Genomic DNA, 16,841 nt, shown 5'->3' with positions numbered 1-16,841 from the left:
CCGCGCAGCCGCCGCCACCTGGGGTGTTCAATTGGTGTAGGTCCGCGGGCCTTCGCCCCGGATCGTGGACACGGTTGTGGTTGATTATGCCGCGGTGGGCAGCGTAGTGGCCCGGTGGGCCTCGTAGGTGGATGGGGATTGGTGGCCGCACCAGGAGTGGCGGCGGCGGGTGTTGTAGCGGGTGGCCCACCGGAACACGTGGCGCCGGCAGCTGGTCTCGTCGGTGAACGTGGCGGTGCCGTCGAGGAGTTCGCGTTTCAGGGTGGCGTTGAACGACTCGGCCATCGCGTTGTCGGCGCTGGTGCCGACCGCTCCCATGGACTGGGTGACGCCGAGCTGGCCGCACAGCTTGGCGTACGACTTCGAGGTGTAGACCGCTCCGTGATCGCTGTGGAACACCGCACCTGCCAGGCTGCCCCGGTCGCGGCAGGCGGCCTTCAGGGCGTCCTCGACGAGCTGGGTGCGCATGTGGTCGGCGACCTGCCAGCCGGCGAGTTTGCGGGAGAAGCAGTCGATCACGGTGGCCAGGTACAGGTTGCGGCCCTCGGGCAGCGGCAGGTAGGTGATGTCGCCGACGTAGCGCTGGTTGGGCGCCTCGGCGGTGAAGTCCCGCTTGAGCAGGTCGGGGTACTTGGTGTCGGCAGGCTCGGGCACAGTGGTCTTCACCCGGCGACGGAGCCGGATCCCGGCCAGGCTGTGAGCGCGCATCACCCGGGCGACCCGCTTGTGGTTGACCCGGTCGGCGACCGGCACGCCGTCGTTGAGTTCGGCGGTCACCCTGGGTGCCCCGTAGGCCCGATCTCCACCCTGTTTCGGGTCCTGCACGGTCCGGATCCGCTCGGCGAGTTCGGCATCCGCCGCGGCCCGCTCGGCCCTGGCCGGGCCGGCCTCAACCCAGGCGTAGAACGACGAACGTGCGACCTGGACAGCCGCACACAACCGCTTCACCTCGTAGGCGTGCTGGTGGTCGGCGACGAACTGGAAGCGGTTCACCAGTTCGTCTCCCCAGCGAAATACTTCGCTGCTTTCCGCAGGATGTCCCGCTCAGTCTCGACCTTGACCTTCTCGGCCCGCAGCCGGGCGTTCTCCGCCTCCAACCGGGCGATCCTGACCGCCGCCGTCTCGGTGGCGGCCGGCCTCGCGCCGCTGGTCGTGCGCTCCGCCGGCAGCATCGTCGTCGAGCCCGTCCCGAACGTCTTCACCCAGTCCGCCAACGTGCCCCGGGACACCCCGAGATCGGCAGCGATACCCCGCAACGTGGCATCCGGAGTGGACTCGTACAAGTCGACGGCCTGCCGGCGGAACTCATCGGAGTAGTTCTTCCTGGCCATGATCCTGATCATCTCGCTTCCTCCAGCACCTGCTGGATTCCACGTGTCCAAGACCCGGGGGCAAGCCCCACGCGGTCGAGACGTGGACGCGGAGCAGTTGCAGCTGCAGCTGCAGGGGCTCGGTCTGTGGTCGGAGCCACCCCTGGCCTGATCGTGCCAACTCCATGATCTGTGCCGGACGGGAGCGGTGCGCAACGTCGGACTCTCCAACCGGAATCGAGCCCGCGCTGCCGTCTGTGAGGCGGTCGGTTCGGATGGCTTCTGGCTAGAGGGGGCTATTCGTCGCGATGGCGGAGAGTCGTCTTGCGATTTCGGCGTCGCGGCCTGCGGCTGCGTGTTGGTAAATGAGGGCGGCGCCGACGGTGGAGTGGCCGAGGCGGTTCATGAGTTCGGCGAGGGTGGCGCCGGCTTGGGCGGCGAGGGTGGCGCCGGTGTGGCGTAGGTCGTGCCAACGCAGGTCGGAGCGACCGGCAGCTTGGCGGGCCCGCCGGAACACCTTGTAGAGGGCTCCGTGTTTCATGTGGCCGCCGGACTCGACCGCGGGGAACAGCAGCCCGTCCTTGCCGGGTGCAGCGTATTCGTCAAGGTGGAGGAGTAGGGGAGCGAGGATGTGCGGTGGGATGGCGACTTCTCTCGCGAGGCTCTTCGGGCTCTTTACCACTGGTGTGTCGGGTTCGGGCCACACCACGGCCCTGGTGATGGTGAGGGTGCCGTCGACGGGGTTGCCTTCGGTGTCGGTGTTGATGGTCAGGTCGCGGCGGCGGAGTTCGGTGAGTTCTCCGAATCGGGGGGCGCACCAGGCGGCCAGCAGCACCATCGCGGCGTAGCGCGGGGGCATCTCGTCCATGATCTTGGTGAGTTCGGCGAGGCTGGCGGGACGGATGCTGCCCTTCGGGCGGCTGGTCGGCGTGCGGTTCTTCGTCTTCGCCGAGAGCCGGGCAGGGTTGGTTGTGATCAGCGGGGGAGCGTCGGTGTCCTCGTCCTGCTGGGACGCAGTGGCCAGGATGGCGTGGAGTAGGTCGTAGGCCTTCTTGCGGGCGGTGGGATGGCCGTCATCGTGGGCGGTCCACCATCGCTTGATCATCGCCGGGCTGATCTGGTCCAGCGTGTAGCCGGAGAAGTCGGCCAGCCGCACGCCGTCAAGGACCTTGCGGTACTCCGACCGGGTCCTGGGGCTCAGTTCCCGGGAGGCCAGCCATCGGTCGGCGTACTCACTGAACAAGATCTCGTCGGGTTCGCGGGCCGCTGGAGGCTTCCACCGCTGCTCGATAAGTTCGGTCTGCCGCAGGCTCAGCCAGGCCTCCGCGGTCTTCTTGTCCAGGAAGGTGAGTGGGACGGGCTTGCCGTTCTCGGTGGCACTGGCGTTGATCCGCAAGCCGTTCGGATCCAGGTAGCTGGCCTGGTAGCGGCCAGAGGGGAGCTTTCGCACCATGCCGAACCCACGGCGGGTCCGCTTCGAACTCTCAGCGCTTCCTCCTCTGGGCGACGACGACGCCGCCGCTCGGTCTGTTGCAGCCGCGACCGGCGCAGGGCTCGCCGGAGTTGCTGACGGCTGGGACAATGGAGTCATGGGGTACCTCCGATCTCACGCTTGCCAGCACGGCACTGTCTGAAGACCCCTCTGCGTGCAGTAGCGACCGTTGGACGTCGTGCAGTAAACGTGCAATAGCGACACCCTACACGACCCCAGTTCAGCCCACTCAGAGCATCAGGACCGACTCCGCATCGCTACCAAAAGGCCTAGTGGCTACGGTAGATAGCCTAGCCATTACGACCCTCAGCAGATGGACCAAGGGCACCTTCAAATCCTGTCAGCCCGACTGTGCGATGTCTCAGGACATCGAGGACGTTTGGACCCGCGTTTTGGCAGGTTCGGGCGTCCTTGCGGTTTCGTGGCCCGATACACACGGGCACCCGCACGGTTCAGCCGTCGAAGTAGACGCCCCACAGGGACGCGAACGCCGCGTTGCCCAGGTCCTCCCAGCCCTCGTCGGCGGGGCTGGGCCCGGCGGCGCTGAAGTCCAGCACGATGGACGTCCCCGTCCCGCGCGTGGCCAGCACCAGCACGCCGTGCCTCGGGCCGGCCGCCGCGTCCTGCTGGTAGCGCTGGCTCGCCGAGGCCAGCCCGTCCATGGTGACGAAGTCCTCCACGGCGCCGATGCGCTGCGCGGGCACGCCGCCGAAGTACGCGGGCAACAGCCCGTCCAGCGCCGGGCCGGCGGGTCCGGGTCGCACCTGCCGGGGCGACACCGTCAGCATCAGGTCGGGGAAGGCCTGCGACCGCATCAGGTGCACCTGCCCGAAGACCGTGTCGGTCGTGGCCGGGGGAGGGGTGAACCGGAAGGCACCGACACTGATCGTGTCGATCGGCGCGGTCAGTTCGTAGGCCTGGCACAGGCGGGGATCCTTGCTGATCACGCCGAGCGCCATCGCGTACGCCCGCTCGGCCGGCCCTCCGTGCGCACCCTCGGCGAACCACGTGAGGTGGTCGTCCCAGTCCACGCCCTCCGTCCCGAGACGGCGGATCGTCTGCATGGCGTCGTACAGGTCGAAGTCGCCCAGGGCCGGCAACGCCACGTCACCGTCCTGCACCGCGGAGAGGAACACCCCCGCGTAGCAGTCCGACTGCAGCTCGCCGCCGATCGTCGGGGTGACGAAGCTCGCCCCGTCCACCTCCGCGAGGTGGTGGCCGAACTCGTGGGCGTGGACGACCACCCCGCCCAGCGCCGGGGTCTTCAGCTGGTCCGCCAGCGCCGCGAACAGGTCCGGGTTGAGGTAGAGCACCCCGTCACCGGGGCAGTAGAACGAGTTTCCCTTCCAGTCGCCCGGCGCCAGGGCGCAGCCCTCGACCACCGGCTCGTGCTCGTCGTCGTAGAACACGATCCGCGTGGGCGCCTCGAACGGCGCACTGCTGAACGTCGCCAGCTGCCCGGACCAGTACGACTCCAGCGCCGTCTGGGTCTGGGTGACCAGCTGCTCGGTCGCGGAGTCCGGGGTGAACGGCGCGGAGACCGGGTCAGCACACGCGGTGAGCAGGCAGCTCAGCACCATTCCGCTGCCCAGGGCTGCGATCGACCTGCGCACGGGTTCCTCCTCTCAGGGGACGACCTTCGTCGGTGTCCACAGCCCGCCGTCGGTGGCGTGCCACTCCATGTGGGCCGCCGCCGAGCGGGGCGAGATCACCCGGAACGGCCGGCCGCCGTCGTCGACCATCTGGCTGCCGCGGGTGCCGCCGTCACGGAAGTCGACGCGGAGCCGGAACCGGCAGTCGGCGGAGGTGCTCCGGATGGTGACGGTGAAGAACTCCAGGCTGCTGGAGGACACCTGAAGCGGGAAGCGGAACTCCTCCCCGAACGACGGGTCGGCCTTCGGCGTCCCCTGCGTCCGTCCCGCATCGAGGTCGATCTCCACTTCGCGCACCGGAACCTCGCCGCCGACGGTGGCCGCGATCGCCGTCCAGGCCGGCGGCGTGGCACAGTCGACGTCGGTCGCGCTGATCCCCTCGAGCAGGACGGCGCGATCCCTGGTGCCGCTCACGACCAGCTCGATCCGGACGCGGTTCGACGGCCCACCGCCCTGGTTCAACGCCCACCGCGCGATCGTCTCCGGACGGACCAACGCGCCGGCCACCTCGTCCGGCGACTGCGGGATCGTCACGTCCCACGGGCTCACGATCGGGCCGGACGACTCCACCGACAGGGCGGGCGTGGCCGCGCCCGCGACACTGTCGGCGACCCGGCTGATCGCCCAGCCCGCCAGCTGGGTGGCGACGAAGGTGACCACGGCCGTGATCGTGACCGTCCTGGCGACCAGCCGGCGACGCTGCGGCGCCGACCCGGCCGTCGTCCCGGCGTGCGGTACCGGCCCGTCCCCGGCTGCGGTCTCCTCAGGCGACGCCACGTGACAACCCCCCTGCGCTGGAGGCTAGTAGCGCGCCAGGGCACGGTCACCGCGCAGAATTGCGCGCCCGTGGCCCGGCCGGACGGCCACGCCCCCGACTTCGCGCGACGCGGCCCGGACGGGATCGCAGGCGGGGACAATCGTCTGGTGAACCCGACGATCCGCATTCCGGCCCCTGAAGAGGCGGGAGCGGTCACGCGCATGCTGTGCGAGCTCGACCGCGAGAACAGCACGATGATGCTCGAGCCGGGGGAGCGTTCCGACGACCCCCGCCTGCTCCAGGAGTGGCTCTCCCTCCTCCATCCGGACCACCACTGCTACCTGGTCGTCTTCGACGGGAGCAGGGCCCTCGGCTTCGTCCATGCCGAGCGGGGGCCGTTCCGGCGCAACCGGCACAGCGCGTACGTGGTGATCGGGCTGCTGGAGGAGGCCCGGGGCAGCGGCTGGGGACGCCGCCTGCTCGAGGCCGTCGACCGGTGGGCGACCGAGCGTGGCGTCGCCCGCCTCGAGCTCACGGTGATGACCCACAACTCCGCGGCGATCGGGCTCTACCGGCGTTGCGGCTACGTCGAGGAGGGCCTGCGGCGCCACTCCCTGATCGTCGATGGCACCCCGGTGGACGAGTTCGCCATGGCGAAGCTGCTGAACCCGGACCGCTAGGTTGGTGATCCGCCGAACGTCGGATCAGTCGACTCGGCCCACGAGAGGAGGCCCGGATGCGCAACGCGGGAGTCCGCGCAGCCCTGGTGGCTGCCCTCCTGTTCGGCGCGGGCGCCCCGGTCGCGAAGCTCCTGCTGGGTTCGGTGAGCCCGTGGATGCTCGCCGGGCTGCTCTACACCGGTTCCGGGCTCGGCCTGACCGCCTGGCGTCTGGCCCGGCGGGCAGAACGCGTCCGCCTGCCGCGCGCCGACCGCCTGCCCCTGGCCGGCGCCGTCGTGTTCGGCGGCGTCCTCGCTCCGGTGCTGTTGATGGTCGGCCTCACCCAGCTTCCGGCGACGGGGGCGTCGCTGCTGCTCAACGCCGAAGGCGTCTTCACCGCACTCATCGCCTGGGTCGTGTTCCGTGAGAACGTCGACCGCTGGGTCGCGCTCGGCATGCTCGCGATCGTCGCCGGTGCCGTCGTGCTCGTCGTCCCGATGGGTGTCGAGCTCGGCTCGCCCTGGGCCGGGCTCGCCGTCCTGGGCGCCTGCCTGGGCTGGGCGATCGACAACAACCTCACCCGCAAGGTGTCGCTGACGGACGCCACCTGGCTGGCCGCGGTCAAGGGACTCGTCGCCGGGCCCACCAACCTCGTGCTCGCCCTCCTGCTCGGGTCCACCCTCCCCGCCGCCGCCAACATCGCTGCCGCCGCCGGCGTCGGCTTCCTCGCCTACGGCGTCAGCCTCACGCTGTTCATCGTCGCCCTGCGCCACCTCGGCACCGCCCGCGCGGGCGCCTACTTCTCCGTCGCCCCCTTCTTCGGTGCCGTGCTCGCCGTTGCGCTGGGCGACCCCGTCACCGTGCCCCTCCTGGTGGCCGGGGCCCTGATGGGTGTCGGGGTCTGGCTTCACCTGCGCGAGCGCCACGTCCACGAGCACACCCACCCCGCGCTCACCCACGACCACTGGCACACCCACGACGACGGCCACCACGACCACCCGCACGGCCCGGACGCCCCGCCGGTCACCAGCCGCGGGCACCGGCACGCCCATGAGCACGCCGAGCTCAGCCACGCCCATCCCCACTACCCGGACGCCCACCACCGCCACGACCACTAGCCCGCCGGCACGGACCGGGCAGGTGAACCCCGCCGGCACGGACCGGGCAGGTGAACCCCGCGGCCGCAGCCCTGCACGCACCCCACGCATCCTGACGGTGCGCGTCGGCCCGCCTGCCCGGGGGTACGGGGACGGAGGGCACGCACACCCGGGCCCGAAGAGAGAGGAGACCCCCATGGACGCCCCGCGCACCGACCAGCCAGGCCGCCGCCAGGATCGCCGGTCCTACCTCCGGTTCGCCGCGATGATCTTCACCTCCGCCGTGCTGATGTACGTGGTCATGTACTTCAACACCTATGAGCTCGACCACGCCTACTTCAGCTGGACGCGGCTGTTCATGACGATGATGTCGACCGCAGTGATGGCCGTCGTCATGCTGGCCTTCATGCGCCGGATGTACCGCGACCGGCTGATGAACCTTACGGTCGTCGCCGCGGCGGTGGTGCTGTTCGGTGCGGGCCTCTGGCTGGTCCGGACGCAGGCCACGATCGGCGACCGGCAGTGGATGGAGGCGATGATCCCGCACCACTCGATCGCCGTGCTGACCAGCGAGCGGGCCCGCCTGAGCGATCCCAGGGTCAAGGACCTCGCCCAGCGCATCATCGACGCCCAGCTGGCCGAGATCGCAGAGATGAAGCAGTACCTCCAGCAGCTGCCTCGCTGAGACCGTCCGCGCCCGGACGCGGGAACGGCCCTGCCGGGACGGTGCCCTCGTGCGGGACGCGTCCGTCCAGCGTTCGCACCGCACGGGAGCGTCGCGCTACGGCCACAATCAGCGCATGGCCGATGCACGCGCGCTCCAGACGTGGTGGGACGGGCTCAGCCCGGTGCAGCGGGAGCGGGCCCGCGCCATCGCACTACGCCCCGCGCCCCGCGGGATGGCGATCGACGACCTCACCGCGTCGATGATCCTCGCCGGCCTGCCCACCTCCCGACAGGTGTGGACGGGCCAGCCAGAACACCTCGTCGAGATGCTGGACGACGTCGCGGCGTTCGTCCTCGACCGGTCGGACGCCTGAGGTCAGGACTTCCCGTCCGTCGGCACCGAGGGCTGGACCGTCCAGGAGGGCGGCTCGTCGCGGCCGGAGTCCTCGTCGCGCTCTGCGTCCGCGGAGGTCTGCTGCACGATGCCGGACGCGTGGTGCGACGGCGCGTACACGACGTAGAGGCGCAGGTCCTCCTCGCCGGTGTTGACGATGTCGTGCCAGCTGCCGGCGGGAACCTGGACGCTCCAGCCGTCACTGACGTCGGCGCGGAAGCCGAGGTCGTCCTCCGCCGGACCCATCAGCACCTGCCCGCGACCCGCGTCGATCCGCACGAACTGGTCGGTCTCCGGGTGCACCTCGAGCCCGATGGACGAGCCGGGCGGGATCGACATCAGGGTCACCTGGAGGTACCTCCCGGTCCAGGCGACCGTCCGGTAGGTGGTGTTCTCGACCGTCGCCGTCTCCAGGTCGAAGACGTTGGGCAGGGGACCGTTGTCGATGATCTTCATGCTGCCATTCTGCTCGCCCGGGGCAGGGAGCGGGCGGTTCCCGGGTCGCTCAGGACGGGGCGGCGGCGTCCGCGGCCAGGATGATGTCGGCGCACGTCGCGTAGCCCAGGCGACCCGTGTTCAGGCACAGGTCGTACGTGCGGTAGTCGCCCAGTCGCGTCCCGGTGAGGAACTGCTGGTAGCGCACGCGGGCCTTGTCCATCCGTGCGATGTGGCGCTCCGCGTCCTTGCGTGCCACCCCGTCCACCTCGACCGCGCGCTCGATCTTGCGCTCCAGGTCGGTGCTGTAGATGAAGACGTTCCGGAAGCGGAGGTTCGCGTCGCGCAGGATCTGGTCGGCGCAGCGTCCGATGAACACGGCCGGAGCAGTCTGGGCGGCCTCGGTCACGACCTCGGCGATCGCCGCGTACATGCGGAAGGGCAGCGAGTAGGTCTCCGGGTCCGACCCGCCGATGATCGACAGGTCGAAGAACTGGCCGGTGGCGATGCGCTCGTCGAAGCTCGACAGCAGGTCCGCGGGCAGGCCGCGGCGGCTGGCCGCCTCCTGGAGGATCAGCGTGTCGTAGAACCGCATGCCGGTGCGCTCGCTGATCAGCCGGCCCACCTCGCGCCCGCCGCTGCCGTACTCGCGGTTGATCACGATCGAGGGTTGCATGGCCCGCTCCTTCCGGCCCCCGGGCGTCCCGGCGGTCACTTCGCACCCTACGCCGACCCGCCGTCCGCCGCCGGAGGCCCGCTCGTCCCGCGGCGAGTGCCCGGCCGGGTGCCAAATTGCCACCGTCGGACGGAGGCGTTCCCGGCCTAGCATGGCGACAACCTCCCTGGGAGGAAGGGGCCCCAGTGCCGGAGGGCAGGCAGGGCAAGATCTTCATCAGCTACCGGCGCCAGGAGACGGCCTGGCCGGCCCGGCAGCTCTACGAGGTGCTCGTCGCCCGCTTCGGCGCGGGGTCGGTCTTCAAGGACGTCGACGACATCGACCCCGGCGACGACTTCGTGGAGCGGATCACCGACGCCGTCGCCGCGTGCGACGTCCTGCTCGCTCTCATCGGCAACCGGTGGGCCACCATGACCGACGCGCGGGGACGGCGCAGGCTCGACGACCCCGACGACTTCGTCCGCCTCGAGCTCACCGCCGCGCTCACCCGCGGCGTGCGGGTCGTCCCGATCCTGGTCGACGGCGCGGCGATGCCACAGGCGGACGAGCTCCCGCCCGACCTGCTGCCCCTCACCCGCCGCCAGGCGGTCGAGATCAGCCCGGTCGGCTTCAACACCGATCGGCTCCTCGCCACCCTCGCCGCGACCATGGGTACGGGGGCGGCTGCCCGGCTCCCCGAGGCGGCGCCGGCCGTCCCGCCCCCGGATGCGCCCGCGGTTCGGCCGCCCGCCGTGGTGCCGGTCGTCGCGCCCGGGCCGGCAGCGCCGTCCGCGCCTCCGCCAGACGCGTCATCGGCCTCCGACCCTCCGGGTGGGGACGCGCGCACCCCGGCCCGGGAGGAGGCACCTCCCGCCCCGGCCACACCCCCGTCGGCGACACCGCCATCGACCGCACCACCATCGGCGGCGCCCTCCGCCACGACTCGCCCCCCGCTCCCGGTCTTCGGCCCGCCCGCGGACCCGGGGCCCGCACCCCCGGACGCCCAGCCCGGTGGTGCCGTGCCCGTCCGGCCCGTCGGGGGATCGTCGCCGCAGGCGGGGAGCCCCGCAGCACCCGGACGTCCCCGGGTGCTCGTCCTGGTGGGCGCGGCGGTGGCGGTGCTCGTGCTCGTCGCCTCCGCCGTCGTCCTGTGGCCCCGTGGCACGCCCGTCGCGGCGGCGACCCCGTCACCGGAGGCATCCGCCCCGGCCACCCCAACGGCCCCGGTGACCACCACGCCCAGCCCGGCCTCCGGCGGCGACGCCGCCGTGCCGATGATCCTCGCCCATCGCGGGGGCCTGGAGAAGCACCAGTTCGAGACCCAGCAGGCGATGGAGGCCGCGGCGGCCGACGGGTTCTCGGTGGAGACCGACGTCCGCTTCACCTCCGACGGCGTCGCCGTCCTCGTGCACGACGAACAGGCCACCAAGGGGCTGGACTGCGGTGGCGCAGCGGTGCGCGTGTCCCGGACGACCTGGAAGGACCTGAACCGGCTCTGCAAGTCCAAGCCGACCTCCACCGACCCCGCGCAGTACCCCGTGCCGCGGCTCGACCCGACCCTGGAGGGGATCGCCGCCGCCAGCGGGAAGGCCATGGTGTTCCTCGAGGTCAAGACCGCCCAGACCACGGCGCAGCGCGAGGAGTTCCTGGCCGCGCCGGTCCGCTACGGCCTGCGTGAGCGGACCGTCATCACCTCGTTCTCGCGCGAGTGGCTCGACGACGTCGCCCGGGCCGCGCCCGCGTACAAGCGGATGCTGTTCGTCTCGGGCCGCCAGGTCCCGGCCTCGTCGCTGGCGGACGAAGGGCTGTGGGCCGTGGGCGTGGAGCAGGGTGTGGCGACGCCGTCCTACCTCCGGGAGCTCCAGGCCATCGGTGTGAAGGTGATGGTGTGGGTGCTGAACGACCCCGCCCAGTGGGCGACGTTCACCGCGCAGCGCCCGGACATCATCATGACCGCGTACCCGTCCCGCCTGGAGGAGTGGCTGGCCCAGCGCTGACCGCGGCCGCGGGGCCGCCGGCCGGGGCGTAGGCGGCCCGGAAGTGCTCCTCCCCGACGACCCAGGCGTGCCCGTCCCCGTCCCGCAGGACCCACCCCGGGCCTCGTGCGTCGACCGGACCCTCCTGCGTGTCGACGCGCTCGCCCGGAAGGACGGGACGGGCCTCGACGACGCCGGTCCGGCGCCAGGTGTCGCCGCGATCGTGCTCGTGGGTCGCGCGGAAGCTCGCGTCCGTCACCGTCCGCGTCCCTCCCGACGGGTCGGTCACCAGCCAGTCACCGGGGACGCCGGCCAGGTCCGCGCCGTCCGTGGACCGCCAGGAGTGGTGCCGGTCCAACCGGGACGCCTGCACCTCGCCCACCCGGCGGTAGCGCGCCCAGCCCACGGCCGGCCCGGCGGGCACGGCCCGGTAGCCAAGGGCGCGCAGCCGGAAGAGCGTGTCGACGACTCCGGCCATGGTCTTGCGCCGCGAGGCCTCCGCGAGCTCCTCCCAGCCGCACAGGTCGGGGTGCCGCCGCGCGTCGTCGTCCCGGCGCGGCCCCTGGCGCCACCCCTCGGTGAGGTGGTGCGCGCGCCACGACTCGTGCTCGGCGGCGGCGAGGGCGGCCACCTCCTGCTCGGAGAGCTGGAACAGCCGCGATCCCTCGGCGATCCGGTCCTCGTCATTGCCTGAGGTGATGCGCGCCTCGTCGAACGGGGTGTCCTCCGGGGAGGCGGGGGACCACGTGCGGCCGAGCGCCACCATGCCGTCCAGAATGCTCGACAGCTGCCGGCGGTTCGACTCCCGGTAGAACTCCGGCAGTTCCTCCCACGGGCTCGCGTGGGCGGCGCTCGGGAAGCGCCGGCGGTAGCGCTCGTGGACGGCCCGCGCGGCGCGCTCCCAGGCGTCCGCGCCCCTGCCGGTGGACGGGGCGAGGGCCAGGGCGAATTCGACCAGGCCACCGGCCGCCGTCTCCTCCCCGCCGAGCTCCCCGGCGCCCTGCGCGAGCTCGAACACCGACAGCTCCGGGTGCCGGACGGAGAGCCTCGTCCCGAGTCTCGACCCCTCCTGCGCCACCACGACGACGGCGCGCCCGCCGGCCGTGCCGACACCGGCGAGAGCGGGCTCCAGATCGTCGAGCGACGCTTTGCCCGACGCCACGTCGACGGCCACCGGGTCGGAGGCGAACCGCCCCTGGCGCACCCGGTGGTCGGCGAGGAGGTCGGCGGCGCCGGGACCGAACAGCCGCACCCGCGGGAGGACCGCGGCGCCGTCGAGGTACCGGGCCTCGCGACCGGCCTGCGACAGCTCTGCCAGGACCGCCAGCGCCAGCGCGCCCTCGCCGACCAGCAGGAGGTCGGTGACCCCCGGCACGCCCCGGATCCGCTCCACGAGGAGCCCGGCAGTGGACTCGTGCGTGCCGACCGCGTCGAACACCACGCGCGCATCGCCGATGGACCCGCGGCGGAAGTCGTCGGCGTGCCACGGGTCGTCGATCCGGGCGACGACCGGCAGCCGCGGGGAGCCGGGCGCGCCGGGCGGCAGTGCCTCGCGCAACTGGCGGGCGAGCGCGCGGTTGGCGCCCCCGTCGGAAGCCAGCAGGTAGCACCGGACCGCCCGCCTCCACGGGAACCCGTCCCGCAGGGCGAGCGGGTCGTCGCCGGGGGTGCGCCACACCAGCACGCCGTCGCTCGGGGCCGCCCGGGCGTGGGCCTCGGGCTCGCCGGTGAGCAGGACGGTCCGCACGCCGCGTCCGGCCGAGCGGGCGACGTGCTGCACGAGCGGCCACGACGACGCGTCCGCACCCACCACCGCCACCAGGCGGCGCGCGCGCAGGGCGGCCAGCCGGTCGAGCTGCGAGCGGGAGACGGAGAAGAGCACGGACGTCGCTCCACTGAGGGTGGCCAGGATCGCGAGCAGCCGGGCGACCTGGAGGGCCAGCGGGGTCGGATAGGCGCAGGCCTGACCGGGCCCGAAGGGTTGCTCGAACGAGCCGAGGAACAGCGCGAAGGCGTTGCTGAGCGCGTCCCACAGGGGTGGGCCGTCGCCGGTGCACGGGAGGTAGGCGGCGACAGCGAGCGGCACGGCCGTCCCCGCACTCCAGGCCGACAGCAGGAACGGCACCCGCGCGGGGGCCCTCCAGCGCGTCGCCACCACCAGCCCGAAGGCCACCGCGCCCACTCCGAGGACGACGGTCATCGCCCCGACCGAGCCCGGCCGGGCGATCCAGGCGAGGGGTTGCGGGACGGACGCGAGGAGGCCCGGGGACAGTGCCGCCACCACCAGCCAGGCCTGCAGGGCGGCGTGGCAGGCGACAGCGACGACGGTCACCGCTCCCCACCGCCGCGACTGTGCGCTGTCGGGACCCATCGAACCTCCGCCGGCCGTGGTGTCGGCCTCACGATAGCCGTGGCGGCCGGGCCGGGCGCAGGGGACGGGACGGGGCTCAATTGCTGCTTCGTGTCACGCGCGCCGCACGGCGCGGAGGACAGCCCGGACGCGCCGTACGATGGGCGGCCAGTGAGGGAGGAGAACCATGGCAGCGGTGCAGTTCTGGGAGGAGCGCTACGCGAGCAGGCCGCAGGTCTGGTCGGGACGGGCCAACCAGGTGCTGGTCGACCTCGTCTCCGGCTTCACGCCACGCACGGCGCTGGACCTGGGCTGCGGTGAGGGCGGGGACGCCGTGTGGCTCGCGCAGCAGGGCTGGCGGGTGACGGCCGTCGACATCTCCACCACCGCCGTCGAGCGGGGACGGGCCGCGGCCGCCGACCTCGGCGTCCCCGCTGACCGCATCACCTGGGTCGCCCAGGACCTGGCCGAGTGGTCCCCGGGCGGGACGTTCGACCTGGTCAGCGCCTTCTTCCTGCAATCGCCGGTCGAGCTGCCGCGCGACGAGATCCTGCGCAGGGCCGCCGGGGCGGTCGCGCCGGGCGGCTACCTGCTCCTGGTGACCCACGCCGCACCCCCGCCGTGGGCGACCGCGCTGGACAGCCACCACCACGACTTCCACACCCCCGACGAGGAGCTTGAGGCCCTCGGGCTGCGTCCGACGGAGTGGGAGGCGCTGGTGGCCGAGACGCGCCAGCGGTCCGCCACCGGCCCGGACGGGCAGCCGGCCGACCTGGAGGACGCCATCGTCCTCGCGCGCCGCCACTCCTCACCCCACGTCGGCGACACGGGGGAGTGAGGCCCGCCGGGGCTCGCGGGTGGTCAGGGCTCGCCCGTCGGCACCGTCGCGTCGGGGGCCGCCCGGTCTGGTAGAACGCTCCCGTGCGCGCAGTGGTCTACTCCTCGATCGGGACGATGCCCGAACTCCTCGACGTCCCTGAGCCGGCCTGCCCGGCCGACGGGGCCGTGATCGCCGTGGAGGCGACGGGGGTGTGCCGGTCCGACTGGCACGCGTGGCGCGGGCACGACCCGGTGGCGCTCCCGCACATCCCCGGCCACGAATTCGCCGGGGTGGTCGCTGAGGTCGGACCGGGCGTCCGGGACTTCGCCGTGGGGGAGCGGGTCACCGTCCCGTTCGTCAACGGCTGCGGACGCTGCGAGTGGTGCCTGGCCGGCCAGGCGCAGGTCTGCCCCGCGCAGACCCAGCCCGGTTTCACCGGGCCCGGGTCCTTCGCAGAGTACGTCGCCGTGCCGGCCGCCGACTTCAATCTCGTGCGCCTGCCCGACACCATCGACGCGGTCACCGCGGCCAGCCTGGGGTGCCGGTTCGCGACCGCCTACCACGCCCTCACCGCCCAGGCCGGCCTGCGCGAAGGGGAGTGGCTCGCCGTCCACGGCTGCGGGGGCGTGGGCCTGTCCGCGGTCCAGATCGGGGTCGCGCTCGGGGCGCGCGTGCTGGCGCTCGACGTCTCCGGCGACGCCCTCGCGCGCGCGGAAGCGCTCGGAGCCTGGCCCGTGCCGGTCGGTGCGGACCCTGTGGACGCCGTGGTCGCCCGGACGGGAGGCGGCGCCCACGTCTCGATGGACGCCCTCGGCTCTGCCGCAACGGCGACCGCGTCCATCCGCGGGCTGCGGCGCAGGGGACGCCACCTTCAGGTGGGCCTGATGTTCGGTGAGCACCTCGCCACACCGCTGCCCTGGGACGTCGTGGTGTCCCGCGAGCTCCGCCTCGCCGGCTGCCACGGGATGGCCGCCCGCGACTACCCCGCGATGCTCGACCTGATCGCCGGGGGCACCCTCGACCCGCGGCCGCTGCTGGGCCGCGTCGTCGGACTCGCCGACGCCGGGGCGGAGCTGGCGGCCATGGACAACCCGTCCGGTACCGGGGGCATCGTGGTGGCCCAGGTGGGCCTCCGGTGAGCGCGAACGCGGGGACGGGGCTGCGGCGCCCCTGGCTGAACCGCGTGGCGCTGCCGGTGGCGGTCCTGGTGATCTACTTTCTCTCGCCGGTCAGCGAGGACGCCCCGATCGGGTTCGTGGCCGGCATCGTGGCAAGCCTGGCCGGCCTCGCGCTCGTGGCGTGGGTGACCGTGGACGAGCTGCGCCGCGCCGAGAAGCGACTGCAACTGGTGCACCTGGCGCTCATCCTCGAGGTCGCCCTGGTCAGCTTCGCCTCCGTGTACCTCCTGCTCGCGGCGTCCGACCCCGGCCAGTTCACCGGCCTCGCGACTCGCCTGGACGCGCTGTACCTGTCGATGGCCACGGTGTCCACGGTGGGCTTCGGCGACGTGTCGGCCACGGGGCAGGTGGCCCGCGCGGTGGTCACCGTCCAGATGGCCTTCAACCTGGCCTTCGTCGCCTCGCTCGTGAGCCTGTTCCAGGCCCGGTTGCAGCAGAAAAGGGCCCACCGCAGGGAGGACGGCGGCGACGACACCGCCTGACGCGGCTCAGACCGCGGCGACGTCCGGCGACTCGGACTGCACGGCATGGCCGCCGAACTGCTGGCGCATCGCCGCCACGAGCTTCATGGCCGGCGACTCGTCCTGGCGTGAGACGAAGCGGGCGAACAGCGCGGCGGTGAGGGCCGGCACCGGCACGCCGAGGTCGATGGCGGCGTCGACGGTCCAGCGGCCCTCGCCGGAGTCGTCGGCGTAGCCGCGGATCCGCTCCAGGCCCGGGTCGTCGGCCAGGGCGCGAGCGATGAGGTCGAGCAGCCAGGACCGGATCACGGTTCCCTCGCGCCAGCTGTCGAACACCGCGGGGACGTCGGTCACGACGTCCGCCTTCTCCAGGAGTTCCCAGCCCTCGGCGTAGGCCTGCATCATCGCGTACTCGATGCCGTTGTGGACCATCTTCGCGAAGTGACCGGCACCATGGGAGCCGGCGTGCACGAAGCCGTGCTCGCCGGCGGGCTTCAGCGCGTCGAAGACCGGCTGCACGACGGCCACGTCCGCAGCGTCGCCGCCACACATCAGGGCGTAGCCGTACTCCGTTCCCCACACGCCGCCGGAGACCCCGCAGTCGATGAAACGGACGCCGCGTGCGGCCAGCTTCTCCGCCCTGGGTGCGTCGCCGGTCCACCGGCTGTTGCCGCCGTCGATGACGATGTCGCCCTCGGACAGCAGTGCGCCGAGGTCGTCCAGCACCTGGTCGAGGAACTGCACCGGCACCATGACCCACACCACGCGCGGGCTGTCCGTGAGCCGCGCGACCAGGCCCGCCAGGTCGGGCACCTGCGAGAGTTCGGGATTGGTGTCGTAGCCGACCACCTCGTGGCCCGCGGCGCGCAGCCTCTCGGCCATGTTGCCGCCCATGCGTCCCAGTCCGACCATGCCCAACTGCATCGTGCGCCTCCTCGG

The 16,841-nt window shown here is 72.5% G+C and carries 16 protein-coding genes; 8 read left to right on the top strand and 8 right to left on the bottom strand.

Translation table 11 applies throughout. The features are described from left to right. Positions 1 to 84: 84 nt before the first annotated feature. The 4 genes from ACFQQJ_RS14500 to ACFQQJ_RS14485 form a co-directional block, all read right to left on the bottom strand. Positions 85 to 1,331, bottom strand: a protein-coding gene (locus tag ACFQQJ_RS14500) for an IS3 family transposase (protein ID WP_377107523.1) whose coding sequence is annotated in 2 segments (ribosomal slippage) — positions 85 to 1,007 and positions 1,007 to 1,331 — 1,248 coding nt in all. Because the reading frame shifts where the segments join, the coding sequence is not laid out codon by codon here. A 265-nt stretch (positions 1,332 to 1,596) separates the two neighbouring features. Then, on the bottom strand, positions 1,597 to 2,763 hold the full coding sequence (locus tag ACFQQJ_RS14495) for a tyrosine-type recombinase/integrase (RefSeq protein WP_377107493.1): 1,167 nt from the start codon (positions 2,761 to 2,763) through the stop codon (positions 1,597 to 1,599). Between the two features lie 491 nt (positions 2,764 to 3,254). Continuing rightward, a complete protein-coding gene (locus tag ACFQQJ_RS14490; protein ID WP_377107491.1) occupies positions 3,255 to 4,415 on the bottom strand; it encodes a neutral zinc metallopeptidase in 1,161 nt (386 codons plus the stop codon). Between the two features lie 12 nt (positions 4,416 to 4,427). Beyond that, positions 4,428 to 5,231: a hypothetical protein gene (locus ACFQQJ_RS14485; RefSeq protein ID WP_377107489.1), complete on the bottom strand. Its 804-nt coding sequence runs from the start codon at positions 5,229 to 5,231 to the stop codon at positions 4,428 to 4,430. Positions 5,232 to 5,378: 147 nt separating this feature from the next. Here ACFQQJ_RS14485 and ACFQQJ_RS14480 point away from each other — a divergent pair, with 147 nt between their 5' ends. The 4 genes from ACFQQJ_RS14480 (at position 5,379) to ACFQQJ_RS14465 (ending at position 8,007) form a co-directional block, all read left to right on the top strand. After that, positions 5,379 to 5,891: a GNAT family N-acetyltransferase gene (locus tag ACFQQJ_RS14480; RefSeq protein WP_377107487.1), complete on the top strand. Its 513-nt coding sequence runs from the start codon at positions 5,379 to 5,381 to the stop codon at positions 5,889 to 5,891. A gap of 56 nt (positions 5,892 to 5,947) precedes the next feature. After that, a complete protein-coding gene (locus ACFQQJ_RS14475) occupies positions 5,948 to 6,988 on the top strand; it encodes a DMT family transporter (RefSeq protein ID WP_377107485.1) in 1,041 nt (346 codons plus the stop codon). 175 nt (positions 6,989 to 7,163) lie between these two features. Then, complete coding sequence (locus ACFQQJ_RS14470) at positions 7,164 to 7,652, top strand: DUF305 domain-containing protein (protein WP_377107483.1); 489 nt, start codon at positions 7,164 to 7,166, stop codon at positions 7,650 to 7,652. A 115-nt stretch (positions 7,653 to 7,767) separates the two neighbouring features. Continuing rightward, positions 7,768 to 8,007, top strand: a complete 240-nt coding sequence (locus ACFQQJ_RS14465) for a hypothetical protein (RefSeq protein WP_377107481.1) — start codon at positions 7,768 to 7,770, stop codon at positions 8,005 to 8,007. Between the two features lie 2 nt (positions 8,008 to 8,009). On the opposite strand, the gene ACFQQJ_RS14460 is transcribed toward ACFQQJ_RS14465, so the two are convergent. Next, a complete protein-coding gene (locus ACFQQJ_RS14460) occupies positions 8,010 to 8,483 on the bottom strand; it encodes a cupin domain-containing protein (protein WP_377107480.1) in 474 nt (157 codons plus the stop codon). Between the two features lie 49 nt (positions 8,484 to 8,532). Next, on the bottom strand, positions 8,533 to 9,138 hold the full coding sequence (locus ACFQQJ_RS14455) for an AAA family ATPase (RefSeq protein WP_377107479.1): 606 nt from the start codon (positions 9,136 to 9,138) through the stop codon (positions 8,533 to 8,535). A gap of 185 nt (positions 9,139 to 9,323) precedes the next feature. On the opposite strand from ACFQQJ_RS14455, the gene ACFQQJ_RS14450 reads away from it, so the two are divergent. Continuing rightward, positions 9,324 to 11,114 (top strand): glycerophosphodiester phosphodiesterase family protein, encoded by a 1,791-nt coding sequence (locus ACFQQJ_RS14450; protein ID WP_377107478.1) that lies wholly within the window; start codon positions 9,324 to 9,326, stop codon positions 11,112 to 11,114. On the opposite strand, the gene ACFQQJ_RS14445 is transcribed toward ACFQQJ_RS14450, so the two are convergent. After that, a complete protein-coding gene (locus tag ACFQQJ_RS14445) occupies positions 11,065 to 13,464 on the bottom strand; it encodes a RyR domain-containing protein (RefSeq protein ID WP_377107476.1) in 2,400 nt (799 codons plus the stop codon). The two genes, ACFQQJ_RS14450 and ACFQQJ_RS14445, sit on opposite strands and share 50 nt — an antisense overlap. 166 nt (positions 13,465 to 13,630) lie before the next feature. Here ACFQQJ_RS14445 and ACFQQJ_RS14440 point away from each other — a divergent pair, with 166 nt between their 5' ends. The 3 genes from ACFQQJ_RS14440 (at position 13,631) to ACFQQJ_RS14430 (ending at position 15,923) form a co-directional block, all read left to right on the top strand. Next, positions 13,631 to 14,281 (top strand): class I SAM-dependent methyltransferase, encoded by a 651-nt coding sequence (locus ACFQQJ_RS14440; protein ID WP_377107474.1) that lies wholly within the window; start codon positions 13,631 to 13,633, stop codon positions 14,279 to 14,281. An 83-nt stretch (positions 14,282 to 14,364) separates the two neighbouring features. Then, positions 14,365 to 15,402, top strand: coding sequence for an alcohol dehydrogenase catalytic domain-containing protein (locus ACFQQJ_RS14435; protein ID WP_377107472.1), 1,038 nt, complete (start codon positions 14,365 to 14,367; stop codon positions 15,400 to 15,402). After that, positions 15,399 to 15,923: an ion channel gene (locus ACFQQJ_RS14430; protein ID WP_377107471.1), complete on the top strand. Its 525-nt coding sequence runs from the start codon at positions 15,399 to 15,401 to the stop codon at positions 15,921 to 15,923. The genes ACFQQJ_RS14435 and ACFQQJ_RS14430 overlap by 4 nt, the downstream gene beginning before the upstream one ends. A gap of 6 nt (positions 15,924 to 15,929) precedes the next feature. Here ACFQQJ_RS14430 and gnd read toward each other — a convergent pair whose 3' ends face one another. Continuing rightward, the gene (gene gnd, locus ACFQQJ_RS14425) at positions 15,930 to 16,826 is read right to left on the bottom strand and encodes a phosphogluconate dehydrogenase (NAD(+)-dependent, decarboxylating) (protein ID WP_377107470.1); all 897 of its coding nucleotides are present in this window, start codon (positions 16,824 to 16,826) and stop codon (positions 15,930 to 15,932) included. Between the last annotated feature and the right edge of the window lie 15 nt (positions 16,827 to 16,841).

The organism is Propionicimonas sp. T2.31MG-18 (assembly GCF_964266745.1).
Classification (GTDB): domain Bacteria; phylum Actinomycetota; class Actinomycetes; order Propionibacteriales; family Propionibacteriaceae; genus Propionicimonas.
This window is presented reverse-complemented; position numbering and strand designations above follow the sequence as displayed.